Source organism: Sneathia sanguinegens, assembly GCF_001517935.1.
Lineage (GTDB): Bacteria > Fusobacteriota > Fusobacteriia > Fusobacteriales > Leptotrichiaceae > Sneathia > Sneathia sanguinegens.
Window position 1 is genome coordinate 87783 of the sequence record NZ_LOQF01000003.1, and the last position, 14801, is coordinate 102583.

A 14801-nucleotide genomic window follows, 5' to 3' on the forward strand; every position below is an offset into this window, starting at 1 on the left:
TATGACAATATATGATATTATAAAAAAACCAATATTAAATACAGAAAAAGCTAGAGATTTAATGAATACTAATGAATATGTATTTGTTGTAGACAAAAAAGCTAACAAGCTTCAAATAAAAGAAGCTGTAGAAAAATTATTCTCAGTAAAGGTTGTATCTGTAAATACATTGAATACAAAAGCAAAAAAAGCAAGATCAAGAATGACAGTATATACTATACAAGGATATAAGAAAGCTATAGTTAAATTAGCTGAAGGTGAAAAAATAGCTGCATATGAAATATAGGCTAGTAAAATAAAAAAAAATATGATATAATAATATTTGTGTTTTAGAATGAAGGACAATTTTTTTGTCTTTCATTTTAAAAAGACACACGAGATTGTGTGTATTATAGGTTTAATAATGGAAGGAGAAATAATATGCCTATTAGAAAATTAAGACCAGTTACCAGTGGGACTCGGCATATGTCTATATTGGTAAATACTGAAATTGACAAGGTTAGACCTGAAAAATCTTTAGTAGAACCATTAAAGTCAGCATATGGAATTGACAATTACGGTCATAGAACAGGAAGAAATAGAGAAAAGGGACATAAGAGATTATACAGAATAATTGATTGGAAAAGAAATAAGTTAGGTATTCCTGCTAAGGTTGCTACTATAGAATATGATCCAAATAGAACAGCAAATATAGCACTTTTACACTATGTTGATGGTGAAAAAAGATATATATTAGCTCCTAATGGATTACACAAAGGAGATATGGTTTTAGCTGGTGAAACAGCAGATATTAAACCAGGGAATGCTTTAAAATTAAAGAATTTACCTATAGGTACTCAAATTCATAATATTGAATTATTACCAGGTAAAGGTGGACAAATAGCTAGATCTGCAGGAACATCTGCAAGATTAGTTGCAAAAGAAGGAACATATTGCCACGTTGAATTACCATCAGGAGAATTAAGATTAATTCATAAAGAATGTATGGCAACTATAGGAGAAGTTGGTAATTCAGAACATTCATTAGTTTCATTAGGTAAAGCTGGAAGAAATAGACACTTAGGAAGAAAACCTCATGTTAGAGGATCAGTAATGAACCCAGTAGATCACCCACATGGTGGTGGAGAAGGTAGATCACCAATTGGTAGAAAAACACCAGTTACACCTTGGGGTAAACCTACTCTTGGAAAGAAAACTAGAGGTAAGAAGAATAGCGATAAGTTCATAGTAAGAGGAAGAAAGAAATAACAGTAAGATAATGAAATAAAGGAGGAAAAATGGCTCGTTCATTAAGAAAAGGACCTTTTGTAGATTCATATTTAATGAAAAAGGTTGAAAAAATGGGAGAAAAGAAACAAGTTATAAAGACATGGTCAAGAAGATCAACAATATTCCCTGAATTTATTGGACATACTTTTGCAGTATACAATGGAAAGAAGCATATACCTGTATATATTACAGATGAAATGATAGGGCACAAATTAGGAGAATTTGCACCTACAAGAACTTTCTATGGACATGGAAAAGATAAAAAAGATGTTAAGAAAAAATAAATATTAACAAATTGAAAGGAGTAAGAGATGGCAGCATATGCTAAATTACGTTACCAAAGACTAAGCCCACAAAAGGCAAGATTAGTTGCAGATATAGTAAGAGGTAAAGATGCATTACAAGCATTGAATATCTTAAAATTTACTAATAAAAAAGCGGCTCCATTAATTGAAAAAACATTAAGATCAGCAATTGCAAATGCTGAACATAATTTTGGAATGAATCCAGATAAGCTATATATATCAAAAATTTTAATTGATAAAGGACCAGTTTTAAAGAGAATGAATCCAAGAGCAATGGGAAGAGCAGATGTAATAAGAAAGCCGTTAGCACATATAACTGTAGAAGTTGAAGAAAGAAATTAAAGGTAGGAGGTAAATCTGTGGGACAAAAAGTAGATCCTAGAGGACTAAGAGTTGGAATTATCAAAACATGGAATTCTAAATGGTTTGCAAAGGGTGATGATTACTTAAATAATTTTCATGAAGATTTAAAAATAAAAGAATATATAAAGAAGAATTACTACCAAGCTGGAATTTCAAGAATATTTATAGAAAGAAATTCATTAACAGAATTAACAGTAATTGTTGAAACTGCAAAAGCTGGTATCCTTATAGGAAGAAAAGGGCAAGAAATAGAAGCATTGAAAGCTAAATTAGAAAAAATGACTGGTAAAAAGGTTAATACTAAAGCAGCTGAAATTAAAAACCCTAATAGAGATGCTCAATTAGTTGCAGAATCAATTGCAACTTCAATTGAAAAGCGTGTGGCTTATAAAAGAGCTGTGCAACAAGCAGTACAAAGAGCTGAAAAATCAGGTGTAAAGGGTATAAAAGTAATGGTTTCAGGTAGATTAAATGGTGCTGAAATTGCAAGAAGTGAATGGACATTATCTGGAAGAGTACCTTTACATACATTAAGAGCAGATATAGATTATGCTGTAGCAACAGCAAATACTACATATGGAGCCTTAGGTATCAAGGTATGGATATTTAATGGTGAAGTACTTCCAACAACAAAGGAAGGAGGAAACGAATAATGTTAATACCTAAGAGAACAAAATATAGAAAGCAATTCAGAGGAAAAATTGGTGGAGTTGCAACAAAAGGAAACACAGTTGCCTTCGGTGAATTTGGATTAGCTGCTAAAGAATTTGGATGGATTACTTCAAGACAAATTGAAGCATGTCGTATTACAATAAATAGAACATTTAAAAGAGAAGGTAAAATTTGGATAAGAATATTCCCTGACAAGCCTTATACTAAAAGACCAGAAGGAACAAGAATGGGTAAAGGTAAAGGTAATACAGAAGGATGGGTAGCAGTAGTTAAAACCGGTAAAATCCTATTCGAAGTTGGAGGAGTTAAAGAAGAAACAGCAAAAGAAGCTTTAAGAAAAGCAGGACATAAATTACCTATAAAAGTTAAATTCGTTAGAAAAGAAGTAGGTGGTGAAAACTAATGACAGCTAAAGAAATAAGAGAATTATCAGTTGAACAATTAGAAACAAAAGTAAAAGAATTAAAGCTTGAATTATTTAATTTGAAACTGCAAAAAACATTAGGACAATTGCAAGATACAGCTAAAATAAGAACAGTTAAGAGAGATATTGCTAAGATGAAAACTATCTTAACTGAAAAGAAATAGGAGGTTTCGTTGTGGAAAGAAACGAAAGAAAAGTTAGAGAAGGTGTAGTTGTTTCTGATAAAATGGATAAAACTGTTGTAGTAGTTGAAGAAACAATGAAACTGCATAAATTATATAAAAAGAGAGTAAAATTTTCTAAAAGATATAAAGCACATGATGAATTAAATGAGTGCAAGGTTGGAGATAAAGTTAGAATTATGGAAACTAGACCTTTAAGTAAAGATAAACATTGGAGAGTAGTTGAAATAATCGAAAAAGCTAAGTAGTAAGTGAGAGGAGGAACTGTAGTGGTTCAACAACAAACAATACTAAACGTTGCAGATAATACTGGTGCTAAGAAAATTATGGTTATTAGAGTTCTAGGTGGATCAAAAAGAAGATTCGGAAGAATTGGAGATATAGTAGTTGCATCAGTTAAAGAAGCTATCCCTAATGGAAGTGTAAAAAAAGGTGATGTAGTAAAAGCTGTTATCGTTAGAACAAGAAAAGAAGTTAAAAGACAAGATGGGTCATATATAAAATTTGATGATAATGCTGCTGTAATTTTAACAGCTTCATTAGAAATTAAAGGAACTAGAATATTTGGACCTGTAGCAAGAGAACTAAGAGCTAAGAATTTCATGAAGATAGTTTCATTAGCTCCAGAAGTACTTTAAAAAGGAGGATTAGGACGTGATCAAAAGTAAAATAAAGTCAGTTCCTAATAAATTACATGTTAAAACAGGTGATACTGTTGTTGTAATTAGTGGAAGATCAAATAAAGAACTAAGAAGTGAAAAATCTGGTCAAATGGGAGATAAAGGAAAAGTAGGTAAAGTACTAAAAGTTTTCCCTAAAACAGGTAAAATAATTGTTGAAGGAGTTAATATTAAGAAAAAACATATTAAACCTAATCAACAAAATGCACAAGGTAAAATAGTAGAAATGGAAATGCCAATTTTCTCTTCTAAGGTTATGTTGTGGGATGATGAAGCTAAAAAAGGAACAAGAATAAGACATAAAATAGTAGATGGAAAGAAAGTAAGAATTTCTGTAGTATCAGGAAAAGAAATATAGAAAGGAGGAACCAATGGCAGACAAATATGTTCCAAGATTACAAAAGAAATATAATGAAGAAATAATAAATAATTTAGTCAAGGAATTAGAAATAAAAAATATTATGCAAGTTCCAAGATTAGAAAAAATAGTAGTAAATATGGGAATAGGAGAAGCTGTTAATAATAGTAAACTTATAGATTCAGCATTAAAAGAATTAGCTCAAATAACAGGTCAACAACCTTTACCAAGAAGTGCTAAAAAATCTGAAGCAGGATTTAAATTAAGACAAGGTCAAAAAATAGGAGTTAGTGTTACTTTAAGAAAAGAAAGAATGTATGAATTTTTAGATAGACTAATCAGTATCGCATTACCAAGAGTTAGAGACTTTGAAGGTGTATCTTCAAAAGCATTCGATGGTAGAGGAAATTATACTTTAGGTATTAAAGAACAAATTGTTTTCCCTGAAATTGAAATTGATAAGGTAGATAAGGTTTTAGGTTTAGGAATTACTATAGTAACATCAGCTAAAAATGATGAAGAAGGAAGAGCATTACTAAAAGCATTTGGTATGCCATTCGTTAAGTAGGAGGTTTGTTTATGGCTAAAGTAGCAATGGTACAAAAGAACTTAAGAAGAGCAAAAACTGTTGATAAATATGCTAAAAAGAGAGCAGAATTAAAAGAAAGAATTAAAAAAGGTGACAGAGAAGCTATACTTGAGTTACAAAAATTACCTAGAAATGCATCACCAACAAGATTAAGAAATAGATGTAAAATAAATGGAAGACCAAGAGGATATATGAGAGAATTTGGTATTTCAAGAGTTATGTTTAGAAAACTTGCTGGAGAAGCTTCAATACCAGGAATAACAAAATCAAGCTGGTAATATTTGAGAGGAGGATAAGATGAATTTAACAGATCCTATTGCAGATATGCTTACAAGAATTAGAAATGCAAATGCGGCTAAACACGCATCAGTTTCAATACCATTCTCAAGAATAAAAGAAAGCATTGCAAATATATTAAAAAATGAAGGATATATAGTAGATTACGAAATCAAAGAAGAAGGAGCAATTAAAGATATAGTTGTTACTTTAAAATTCGTTGATGGAGAAGAAGTTGTTAAAGGTTTAAGAAGAATATCTAAACCTGGAAGAAGAGTATATAGTTCAGTTGAAAATTTACCAAAAGTTTTAGGTGGATTAGGTATAGCTATAGTATCTACACCAAAAGGTGTATTAACTGATAAAGAATGCAGAAAGCACAGTGTTGGAGGAGAAATTCTTTGCTACATATGGTAGTAAGTAAACACTGCGGAAATTAACGCTAAGGAGGAAAAATGTCAAGAATAGGAAATAAACCTATTATATTACCAAAGGGTGTAGAAGTTACTAAAGAAGGTAATGTATATACTGTTAAGGGACCAAAAGGAACATTAAAAAGAGAATTTTCTGATTTAATAAAAATTAATTTATTAGAAAATGAAATTACATTTGAAAGACCAAATGATGAACCAAAAACTAGAGCCTTACATGGAACTACAAGAGCAAACTTACATAATATGGTTGTTGGAGTACATGATGGTTTCCAAAAGAAATTGGAATTAGTTGGGGTTGGATATAGAGTACAAGCTAATGGTAAAGGTTTAGTATTAGCATTAGGATATTCACATCCAGTTGAAATAGCTCCAATTGAAGGAATACATTTTGTTGTTGAAGGAAATACTAAGATAACTGTTGAAGGTATTGACAGACAATTAGTAGGTCAAATAGCAGCAAATATTAGAGCAAAGAGACCACCAGAACCTTATAAAGGAAAAGGTGTTAAGTATGTTGATGAAATAATCAAGAGAAAAGAAGGTAAGAAAGGATAGGAGGTAACTTTACTATGTATAAAAAAGTAGATAGAAAAAGCTTAAGAGCAAAAAAACACCAAAGCATAAGAAATAAAGTTAGTGGAACAGAATCAAGACCTAGACTTTCAGTATACAGAAGTTTAAATAATATTTTTGCTCAAATAATTGACGATGTTAAAGGAGTTACTTTAGTATCTGCGTCAACAGTTGAAAAAGATGGAAAAATTGAAAATGGTTCAAATGTTGAAGCTGCAAAAATTATTGGTGAAAGAATTGCTAAAAAAGCAATAGAAAAAGGAATTAAAGCTGTAGTATTCGATAGAAGTGGTTATGTATATACAGGTAGAATTAAAGCATTAGCAGATGCCGCAAGAGAAGCAGGACTAGAATTCTAAAGGATAAGGAGGATTTATTTTGGCAAAAGAAGTTAAGACTAATGAATACAAGGAAAGTCTTTTAAGAATAAGCAGAGTTTCAAAAACTGTTAAAGGAGGAAGAAGAATTTCATTCTCAGTTTTAGCAGCAGTTGGAGATGGTCAAGGGAAAGTTGGTATAGGTTTAGGAAAAGCTAATGGTGTACCTGATGCTATTAAAAAAGCTCTTGCATCTGCAAAGAAAAATATGATAAAAGTTTCATTGAAAGGTGGTACTATACCACATGAACAAATTGGAAAATTCAATGCAACAACAGTCTTATTAAAACCAGCTACACAAGGGACTGGAGTTATTGCAGGGTCTGCAACAAGAGAACTTCTTGAATTAGTAGGTATTACAGATGTACTAACTAAGATAAGAGGAGCAAGAAACAAAGATAATATTGCAAGAGCTACATTAGATGGTTTAAAGAAATTAAGATCATTGGATGAAATTGCAAGATTAAGAGGAAAAACAATAGAAGAAATTATTAGATAGGTTAGGGGGAAGATTAATGACTAAGGTAAGAATAACACTTGTAAAAGGAATTAATAGAAGAAAACCTAATCATATTAAAACTGTAAAAGCACTTGGTTTATCAAAAATAAACCAAAGTGTTGAACACAATTTAACAGACGATATTAAAGGTAAGATTAAATTAATTTCTTATTTACTTAAAGTAGAGGAGGTTTAATATCAAATGAATATTAACGAATTAAAACCTGCTGAAGGATCAAAAAAAGAAAGAAAGAGAATCGGAAGAGGACATGGTACTGGTTGGGGTAAAACAGCTGGTAAGGGACATAATGGTCAAAAACAAAGATCTGGAACATATGTTTCAGCAAGCTTTGAAGGTGGTCAAATGCCTTTAATCAGAAGAATACCTAAAAGAGGATTCTCAAATGCAGCATTTAAAAAGGATTTAGTTGTTGTAAATCTTAAAGATTTCATTGATAAGTATGAAGATGGAGAAACAGTATCTTTAGAAACATTAATAGCTAAAGGTGTTGTTAAAAATCCTAGCTTTAGAGTTAGATATACTGAAGATGGATTAAGAGATAGACAATATACAAGTATTTTAAAAGTTATAGGTGTCTATGAAATAAATAAAAAGTTAAAATTTGTTGTTGAAAAGATATCTAAATCAGCTAAAGAATTAGTTGAAAAAGCTGGAGGAACAGTAGAATTATTAGAAGTTAAATCTTATTCAAAGATTGCTAAGAATAATAAATAAGCTAATTCATAGTTAAGGAGTGATATCATGACATTATCTGAAGCAATAATGACTAGATTAAATTCTATTATTAAGGTTAGAGAACTAAGAAGAAGAGTTACATATACCCTATTGATGTTTTTGATTGCAAGAATAGGTGTTCATATAGCTGTTCCAGGCATCAATATGGCTGCCTTTGGGAAGATAACTAATAATCCATTAGCACAATTTTTGGATTTATTCTCAGGGGGAGCTATACAAAGAGCCTCAATTTTCTCTTTAGGTATTACTCCATATATTAACGCTTCCATAGTATTTCAATTGTTAGGAGTTTTGTATCCTAAAATAGAAGAAATGCAAAGAGAAGGTGGAAAGCAAAGAGACACTATTACTCAATGGACAAGATATATGGCTATAGGTATAGCCCTTGTTCAATCAATAGGTATATCATTTATACTACAAGCACAAAGAATAGTAATAGAACCAGGGATATTATTTGTAATTTCAACTGTTGCACTTATGACAGGTGGAGCAGCCTTCCTTATGTGGTTATCTGAAAAGATATCAATAAAGGGAATAGGAAATGGAACATCAATGTTGATCTTTTTGAACATTGTTGCAAATTTACCTCAAGTTAGTTTTAATATGTGGAAGACCTTATCTAAAACAAATTTTGGAAGAGTACTATTAACATCTTCAATAATCTTATTTATAGTAATAATAGTAGTTATGGTAATAATTCAATTAGGTGAAAGAAGAATACCAATACAATATGTTGGGAAATCAAGTAGAGGTTTTGGACAAGGACCAAGTGTAGTTGGTAAAAAAACATTTTTACCAGTTAAAATTAATACTGCAGGTGTTATGCCTATAATCTTTGCTTCAATGTTGATGGCTATACCAGGTTTAATAGTTGCATCAATTAAAGATCCTACTAAGCATAAATATTGGGAAAAACTGCTTGGACAAACAGGTTGGTTATATTTACTAATTACAGTATTTTTAATCATATTGTTCTCTTTCTTCTATACAGCAATAGTATTTGATCCAGATAAGATAGCTGAAAGCTTAAAACAAAGTGGTGGTACTTTACCATTGAAAAGAGCAGGTAGTGAAACAGCTGATTATCTTGAAGAAGTGGTTACAACTATAACATATGGAACAGCGGTATTTTTAGCTATATTAGGAATATTACCTAATATTTGGTTTGGTTATGTAGTTCATATGCCAGTTATGATAGGTGGAACAAGTTTAATAATTCTAGTTGGAGTAGCAGTTGAGTTAATTCAACAAATAGATTCTCATCTAGCAGTTAAAAAATATCGTGGTTTTGTACAAAGACATAGACCAAAAAGTGATAGATAAGAAAAGCTCACATTTTTAAAGTGTGAGTTTTTTATTAGAAAGGTAAAAATGAAAAAAAGATTAATTCAAGAAATATTAATTTTAATATTTAGATTAGCAATATCAATAAATGTAATTTATTTTATTTATCCTAAAGATAAATTGACAGCAATATTATTAGCAATAATTCTTGTATCTCAACCTTTGATAACTCTTTTATCTTTAAAAGAGATATATAAAATAAATAAAGAAATGAATTATATAATTTTTAGCATATTTTATGCTAAATTGGGTATGATATTGAGTATACTTTATATTGTGCTTTATATCATATCTTGGATATATTTTAAAATGAATCCGTTAGCTGTAACAATTTCTTCTTTATTTTTAGTTTATGGTTATGTTTGCGAACAAAAAAGTTATGTGTTATACGATCTTTTTTATGTTTTATATTACCATAAAATTATTGAAATATCTAAAATACAAAGTATACAAAAGAAAGATAAAGAGATAAAATTAACATTTTTTAATAAAACAACAAAAGTATTGAAATTAAGAAATAAGAATGAAGTTGAAATAATAGAGAGAATATTGAGAAGAAAATAGAAAATATTTTGTTTTACAATGTGATAAATGAAAAATGAAAAGAGAAAAAAAGTAAAGTAAATTATGCAAAATTTAAAAATATATTTATTTTACTTTTTTTTATATGATATAATAAAAAAAAACAAAGGAAGGATTGAAAGAATGAAAAAACTATTTTTTATCTTATTTCTCCCACTATTAATTGCCTGCTCTAATTTTGGAAATGGTAAATATATCAATACGGCTATGCCAGTAGATATTGACAGTTTAAATCCATATAAATTTGTGGGTAGTTCAACAGAAGAAATTATGTTTAATGTTTATGAAGGATTAGTGAAACAAACACCAAATGGAGAAGTAGAACCAGCTATTGCTAAAAAATATACTATTTCAGATGATGGTTTAGTTTATACATTTGAAATTAGAGATAATGTATATTTTCACAATGATACAAAATTAACACCAAGTGATGTTGTATTTTCAATAAATAAAATGAGGGAATTGGCATTACAGCCAGCTTTTAAAAATATTAAAACAGTTAAAGAAGAAGGAAATAAAGTAATAATTGAATTAGAAAAAAAAGATGCTTCTTTAATTTATTATTTAATAACTCCTATAGTTGACGAGCAAAGTTATTCTAATATTGAAAATAAAGCTATTGGAACTGGACCATATTATGTTGATGAATATAAGAGGGAACAAAAGATAGTTTTAAAGGCATTTGATAAGTATTGGGGAGAAAAACCAAGCATAAAAAAAGTTAAAATTAATATAATGCCAAATACAGATACAATATTCTTAAAATTCTTAAGTGGAGAATTGAATTTTGTATATAATCTTGATTCTAAGAAACTTAAAGAAATAAAGGACAAAAATGTTGTTAAAACACCTAGAAATATGCTATTTATTCTAGGAATAAATAATAAGAAATATGATAAAAATGTAAGAGAGGCATTAAGTGTTGCAGTAAATAGAAAAGAGATAGTAGATAATGTACTTAGTGGAAATGGTAGATTATTAGATAAAGATAGAAATGGTGACACAAGTATATTAAAAAATATGGTATTTGAATTAAAGGTGCCAACTAATAGCAAAATGTATACAGATACAGCACAAGTTATAAAGCAACAATTAGCAAAAGTTGGAGCAAAAGTAAATATAGTTCAAATTGAATGGGCAAGTTGGTTACAAGATGTATATGCAAATAGAAATTATGAATTAACCTTAATTGGTTTCACTGGTAAATTAGATAAGGATGCTGTTTATAGAAGATATACGACAAGTTATAAAAAGAATTTTACAAACTTTAATAATTCAGAATATGATGAATTAATAAAAGAAGCAAAAGTAACATTGGATGGAAATAAGAGAAATGAATTATATAATAAAGCATGGGGAATATTACTTGCAGATTGTGGAAGTGTATTTATAGCTGATCCTGAAAATATTATAGCTTTTGATAAAAATATTAGTGGTTTTGTGCCATATACTATTTCATTTATAAATTTTGCAAAATTAAAAATGAATAAATAAAATAATGGGTTTGCTACAACAGAGCAAACCCTTTTTTACTATTTATTAAATGCATTTAAAATTTCATCTTTATCATTTGAAACTTTTATTAAGTTTAAGAAATCGTTATCTAACACTTTTTTAGATACAGCCATTAGCATGTCAATATGTAAATCAACATCAGCTTCTTTTGCTAAAATTGCAAATATAAATTTAGCATTATCTTCATCAGACCATCTTATAGCTTTTTTTACACGAACAAAGAAAATTGTATTTTTTAACACCTTATTACTTCTTGCATGTGGTATGGCACAATCTGTACCTAAATAAGTTTCTGAACTTTGTTCTTTTGCATAAAATTCTTCTATAACTTTATTTTCATCAGAAATAATATCTAATTCTTTAGCTAAAGCTGTTATTTTATTAAATAAATCAATTTTATCTTTTGCATCAACATCTAGCAAAATAGTTTCTGGTAATAGTACATTCTTAAGCATAATATCACTCCTAAGTTTTATTTTTGACATTATAATTATACAATACTTTTTTTAAAAATCAACTAAACTTCGAGCTTTTTATCTAACAAATAAGAAGATATAAAAGTCAAAATTATAGAATAAGCTAAATGAATAGCTGAAATTACTAAAATTGCTATTGTTTCATTTTCAAGATTAAAAAAAGTAAATAATTTGGTTACACTATTAGTATCAAAAACAATTGCAAATATTATTAGTATAACAGCTAAAAAGCCACAGACCATTTTGCTATTAGTAAATATTTTTCCAAGTACAAATGAAATATTTGCTATTGAATAAATAAATAAGCAGGTAAAGCTAGTTGTAAATATGAATAAAATAATATTAGTCGTTTTAATATTGAAAATTTCCATATTATTTTTTGAAATACATATTATAAATATCAATGTTGAAACCATAATAATAGAATAAACTAAGGCATAAAGTAATTTACCAAATTGAATACTATACTTTGATAAAGGTAAAGTATAGGTGAAATATTTTCTATTATTGAATAAATCTGCTGTAACATATTCTATGCAACGATAAATTAAAAAGAATATGTATATTGAATAAAGAATAAATACAATAAATTTAAATAAACCTGAATTAATAGCAGGTGTATATTGTAATGAAAAATTTCCAATCAATAATAAAATTGCTGTTCCCAAAAGAGTTAAAAAATCTTTTTTAAATATATAAATAAAGTATTTAATCATTATTATCATCTCCAAAATATTCAATATAAAGTTCTTCTATGGATTTATTTTTAGTAGATCTAACTTCTTCTACATCATATATTTTATCTATTTGACCATTTTTTAGGAAACAAACTTTATCAAAAATTTGTTCAATATCATGAATTAAATGTGTTGTTACTATTACACAAGCATCACTTTCTAAATTTTCAGTTAATAAATTCATAATTTCATTTCTTGTTACTATATCGACTCCAGCTATAGGTTCATCTAAAATATATAATTTTGCTTTTCTAGATAAAATTAATATTAAATGTAATTTTTCTAGCATTCCTTTAGATAAAGTTTTTATTTTTGCTTTTTTATTTAAATTAAGTTTTTTTAGTAAATTATTTGCTTTATTTTCATCAAAATCCTTATAAAAATATTTGAACTCAAGGATACTTTGTTCTATTGTGTTTGAAGTATCAGCAAAAGGAACATCTGGTAAAAAAGCTACAAACTCATTAGTCTTATATGATAATTTTTCATTGTTTATTATAATAGAACCACTATCGGCTTTCGAAGTGTTAGATAAAATTTTAAGTAGAGTTGTTTTACCTGAACCATTAGGACCTAAAAGACCTAAGATTTTACCATTTTCTAAAAAAAGATTTAAATTATTAAGTATAACTTTATTTTTAAATTTTTTTGTTAAATTGTTAATTGATATCATCGAAATTTACCTCCTCTATTTTTCTTAATAATTCCTTTTTAGAAAAACCACAATTTTTAATTTCTTTTAAAAAAGAAAGTATTAAAGAATCGATTCTTTTTTCACAAAAAGAATTTATAATATTTGTATCTGTTGTTACAAAAAAACCTAAACCTCTTTTTGAAATAATAATATTATCATACATTAATTCACGATAGGCATGTATTACAGTATTTTGATTTACAACATATTTTTTTGAAAATTCATTTATAGAAATAATCTTATCGCCGCATTTATATTTTCCATTAATGATATCACGAATTAACATATCATAAATTTGAGAATAAATGGGCTTTGAAGAATTAAAAACCATATCTTCCTCCTCTCAACTTATATACTTATATAGTACAGTAGTTTTAAATAAAAGTCAAGAAAAAAAACTATGAGTTTAACTCATAGTTTTATCTGTTATTATTTCTATTAATTTATCTGTGCTTTGAGCACCAGAAGTTAAAAATTCACCATTGATAAATACCGTTGGAGAAGCTACAATTCTTTTTTCACGAACTTCTGCTATATACTCATTACCATCTATTGTATTAACAATAATATTGCTATTATTTAAAGCTATTTTATTTAAACTTTGAACAACGCCAGGGCAAAAAGTACAAGATAAAGTTACAAAAACCTCTATAACCATTTTTTCGTCTATATTCTTAATTTTAGCTTTTTGTTCATCTGTTAATTTTTCACCCAAGCCAAATATAGATAGAATTGCAAGTATAAAGCTATTGAATTCATGTCCACCAGGTATGCCTGAGAATACTATTCCAGTTGCTTTATCAACATCATAAAGTTCAAATGAATTATTACGATATGGTAAATCAGGATCTTGAACTATACTTAAGTTGTTAGACAATGAAACAATTTCTGATAAAAAGCTATTTAAATTTTCACTAGGATTTTTAGTATGTATTCGTACGGGTCTAGTTATATGTTTAAAATATTCAGATAATTGCTTCTTAATTTCGTTATTTATAAGCATTATAATTTACCTACCAAATCCAAACCAGGTTCTAGTGTTTCTTTACCTTCTTCCCATTTAGCTGGACATACAAGTCCTGGATGTTCAGCTATGAACTTAGCAGCTGTAGCCTTTCTTAATATTTCGCTGACTTCTCTACCTACACCATCAGCTGTAATATCACAAGCAACTATTTCACCTTCAGGATTTAAGATGAAAGCACCTCTATTAGCTAAACCTGTTGTTTCATCATAAACATCAAACATTCTTGATAATTCTCCTGTTTTATCACCTATCATTGCATATGTAATTTTATTAATTCTTTCTGATGTATCATGCCAAGCCTTGTGACAGAAATGTGTATCTGTACTTACTGAAAAAACTTTGAAACCAAGATTTTCAAATTCAAGGTAATGGTCTTGTAAATCTTCTAATTCTGTGGGACATACAAATGTAAAGTCTGCAGGATAAAAGAAAAATAATGACCAATGTCCTTTAATATCTTTTTCAAAATTAATTACATCTAAACTTTCATTGTGATATGCGTTAACAGTAAAATCTTCAATTTTTTTCCCAATTATTGCCATAATTATCCCTCTCTTTTCTTTAATATATTTATATTTTAATACAAGCACAGAATTATGTCAATAATCATTTACAAAAAACTTGAAATGATGTTATATATGTGTTATATTTATGGAACGGAGGGGGAA

27 protein-coding genes are annotated in these 14801 nt (G+C 28.3%); 21 read left to right on the top strand and 6 right to left on the bottom strand.

Features of this window, described 5'->3' with window-relative positions:
• Position 1: 1 nt before the first annotated feature.
• From rplW to AWT65_RS02315, 21 genes are all read left to right on the top strand, one after another.
• Positions 2-286 (top strand): 50S ribosomal protein L23, encoded by a 285-nt coding sequence (gene rplW / locus AWT65_RS02215; RefSeq protein ID WP_066728914.1) that lies wholly within the window; start codon positions 2-4, stop codon positions 284-286.
• A 134-nt stretch (positions 287-420) separates the two neighbouring features.
• Positions 421-1248, top strand: coding sequence for a 50S ribosomal protein L2 (gene rplB / locus AWT65_RS02220; protein ID WP_066728915.1), 828 nt, complete (start codon positions 421-423; stop codon positions 1246-1248).
• A gap of 29 nt (positions 1249-1277) precedes the next feature.
• Positions 1278-1553 carry a 30S ribosomal protein S19 gene (rpsS, locus tag AWT65_RS02225; protein WP_066728917.1) on the top strand — a complete coding sequence of 92 codons (276 nt, stop codon included), beginning with the start codon at positions 1278-1280 and terminating at the stop codon, positions 1551-1553.
• Between the two features lie 27 nt (positions 1554-1580).
• Positions 1581-1916, top strand: a complete 336-nt coding sequence (gene rplV / locus AWT65_RS02230; RefSeq protein ID WP_066728918.1) for a 50S ribosomal protein L22 — start codon at positions 1581-1583, stop codon at positions 1914-1916.
• Positions 1917-1933: 17 nt separating this feature from the next.
• On the top strand, positions 1934-2590 hold the full coding sequence (gene rpsC / locus AWT65_RS02235) for a 30S ribosomal protein S3 (RefSeq protein WP_066728920.1): 657 nt from the start codon (positions 1934-1936) through the stop codon (positions 2588-2590).
• Positions 2590-3012 carry a 50S ribosomal protein L16 gene (gene rplP / locus AWT65_RS02240; RefSeq protein WP_066728922.1) on the top strand — a complete coding sequence of 141 codons (423 nt, stop codon included), beginning with the start codon at positions 2590-2592 and terminating at the stop codon, positions 3010-3012. Before rpsC ends, rplP begins: the two co-directional genes overlap by 1 nt.
• Positions 3012-3197 (top strand): 50S ribosomal protein L29, encoded by a 186-nt coding sequence (gene rpmC, locus AWT65_RS02245; protein ID WP_066728924.1) that lies wholly within the window; start codon positions 3012-3014, stop codon positions 3195-3197. Before rplP ends, rpmC begins: the two co-directional genes overlap by 1 nt.
• Positions 3198-3208: 11 nt before the next feature.
• Positions 3209-3463: a 30S ribosomal protein S17 gene (gene rpsQ, locus AWT65_RS02250; protein WP_083497794.1), complete on the top strand. Its 255-nt coding sequence runs from the start codon at positions 3209-3211 to the stop codon at positions 3461-3463.
• A gap of 21 nt (positions 3464-3484) precedes the next feature.
• Entirely contained in the window at positions 3485-3853 is a 369-nt protein-coding gene (rplN, locus tag AWT65_RS02255) for a 50S ribosomal protein L14 (protein ID WP_066728926.1), read from the top strand.
• Positions 3854-3869: 16 nt separating this feature from the next.
• On the top strand, positions 3870-4253 hold the full coding sequence (gene rplX / locus AWT65_RS02260) for a 50S ribosomal protein L24 (RefSeq protein WP_066728927.1): 384 nt from the start codon (positions 3870-3872) through the stop codon (positions 4251-4253).
• Positions 4254-4266: 13 nt separating this feature from the next.
• A complete protein-coding gene (gene rplE, locus AWT65_RS02265; protein ID WP_066728929.1) occupies positions 4267-4821 on the top strand; it encodes a 50S ribosomal protein L5 in 555 nt (184 codons plus the stop codon).
• An 11-nt stretch (positions 4822-4832) separates the two neighbouring features.
• Positions 4833-5120, top strand: a complete 288-nt coding sequence (rpsN, locus tag AWT65_RS02270; protein WP_066728930.1) for a 30S ribosomal protein S14 — start codon at positions 4833-4835, stop codon at positions 5118-5120.
• Between the two features lie 19 nt (positions 5121-5139).
• On the top strand, positions 5140-5535 hold the full coding sequence (gene rpsH / locus AWT65_RS02275) for a 30S ribosomal protein S8 (RefSeq protein ID WP_066728933.1): 396 nt from the start codon (positions 5140-5142) through the stop codon (positions 5533-5535).
• Positions 5536-5573: 38 nt separating this feature from the next.
• The gene (gene rplF, locus AWT65_RS02280) at positions 5574-6107 is read left to right on the top strand and encodes a 50S ribosomal protein L6 (RefSeq protein ID WP_066728934.1); all 534 of its coding nucleotides are present in this window, start codon (positions 5574-5576) and stop codon (positions 6105-6107) included.
• A gap of 14 nt (positions 6108-6121) precedes the next feature.
• Positions 6122-6484 carry a 50S ribosomal protein L18 gene (gene rplR, locus AWT65_RS02285; RefSeq protein WP_066728935.1) on the top strand — a complete coding sequence of 121 codons (363 nt, stop codon included), beginning with the start codon at positions 6122-6124 and terminating at the stop codon, positions 6482-6484.
• A 19-nt stretch (positions 6485-6503) separates the two neighbouring features.
• The gene (gene rpsE / locus AWT65_RS02290) at positions 6504-7001 is read left to right on the top strand and encodes a 30S ribosomal protein S5 (protein ID WP_066728938.1); all 498 of its coding nucleotides are present in this window, start codon (positions 6504-6506) and stop codon (positions 6999-7001) included.
• Positions 7002-7017: 16 nt separating this feature from the next.
• Complete coding sequence (gene rpmD / locus AWT65_RS02295; RefSeq protein ID WP_066728940.1) at positions 7018-7197, top strand: 50S ribosomal protein L30; 180 nt, start codon at positions 7018-7020, stop codon at positions 7195-7197.
• A gap of 6 nt (positions 7198-7203) precedes the next feature.
• Positions 7204-7737 (top strand): 50S ribosomal protein L15, encoded by a 534-nt coding sequence (gene rplO / locus AWT65_RS02300; protein WP_066728942.1) that lies wholly within the window; start codon positions 7204-7206, stop codon positions 7735-7737.
• A gap of 27 nt (positions 7738-7764) precedes the next feature.
• Positions 7765-9081: a preprotein translocase subunit SecY gene (gene secY / locus AWT65_RS02305; protein ID WP_066728943.1), complete on the top strand. Its 1317-nt coding sequence runs from the start codon at positions 7765-7767 to the stop codon at positions 9079-9081.
• Between the two features lie 48 nt (positions 9082-9129).
• Positions 9130-9666: a hypothetical protein gene (locus tag AWT65_RS02310; RefSeq protein WP_066728945.1), complete on the top strand. Its 537-nt coding sequence runs from the start codon at positions 9130-9132 to the stop codon at positions 9664-9666.
• Between the two features lie 141 nt (positions 9667-9807).
• Entirely contained in the window at positions 9808-11178 is a 1371-nt protein-coding gene (locus tag AWT65_RS02315; protein ID WP_198142937.1) for an ABC transporter substrate-binding protein, read from the top strand.
• 38 nt (positions 11179-11216) lie between these two features.
• Here AWT65_RS02315 and AWT65_RS02320 read toward each other — a convergent pair whose 3' ends face one another.
• From AWT65_RS02320 to ahpC, 6 genes are all read right to left on the bottom strand, one after another.
• On the bottom strand, positions 11217-11654 hold the full coding sequence (locus tag AWT65_RS02320) for a PTS sugar transporter subunit IIA (protein ID WP_066728949.1): 438 nt from the start codon (positions 11652-11654) through the stop codon (positions 11217-11219).
• A gap of 62 nt (positions 11655-11716) precedes the next feature.
• The gene (locus AWT65_RS02325) at positions 11717-12391 is read right to left on the bottom strand and encodes an ABC transporter permease (protein WP_066728951.1); all 675 of its coding nucleotides are present in this window, start codon (positions 12389-12391) and stop codon (positions 11717-11719) included.
• Positions 12384-13085 carry an ATP-binding cassette domain-containing protein gene (locus AWT65_RS02330; protein ID WP_066728952.1) on the bottom strand — a complete coding sequence of 234 codons (702 nt, stop codon included), beginning with the start codon at positions 13083-13085 and terminating at the stop codon, positions 12384-12386. The genes AWT65_RS02325 and AWT65_RS02330 overlap by 8 nt, the downstream gene beginning before the upstream one ends.
• Entirely contained in the window at positions 13072-13437 is a 366-nt protein-coding gene (locus AWT65_RS02335; RefSeq protein ID WP_066728953.1) for a GntR family transcriptional regulator, read from the bottom strand. Before AWT65_RS02335 ends, AWT65_RS02330 begins: the two co-directional genes overlap by 14 nt.
• 75 nt (positions 13438-13512) lie before the next feature.
• Positions 13513-14109, bottom strand: coding sequence for a thioredoxin family protein (locus AWT65_RS02340; RefSeq protein ID WP_066728955.1), 597 nt, complete (start codon positions 14107-14109; stop codon positions 13513-13515).
• Positions 14109-14675 carry an alkyl hydroperoxide reductase subunit C gene (gene ahpC, locus AWT65_RS02345; protein ID WP_066728957.1) on the bottom strand — a complete coding sequence of 189 codons (567 nt, stop codon included), beginning with the start codon at positions 14673-14675 and terminating at the stop codon, positions 14109-14111. Before ahpC ends, AWT65_RS02340 begins: the two co-directional genes overlap by 1 nt.
• Positions 14676-14801 lie beyond the last annotated feature (126 nt).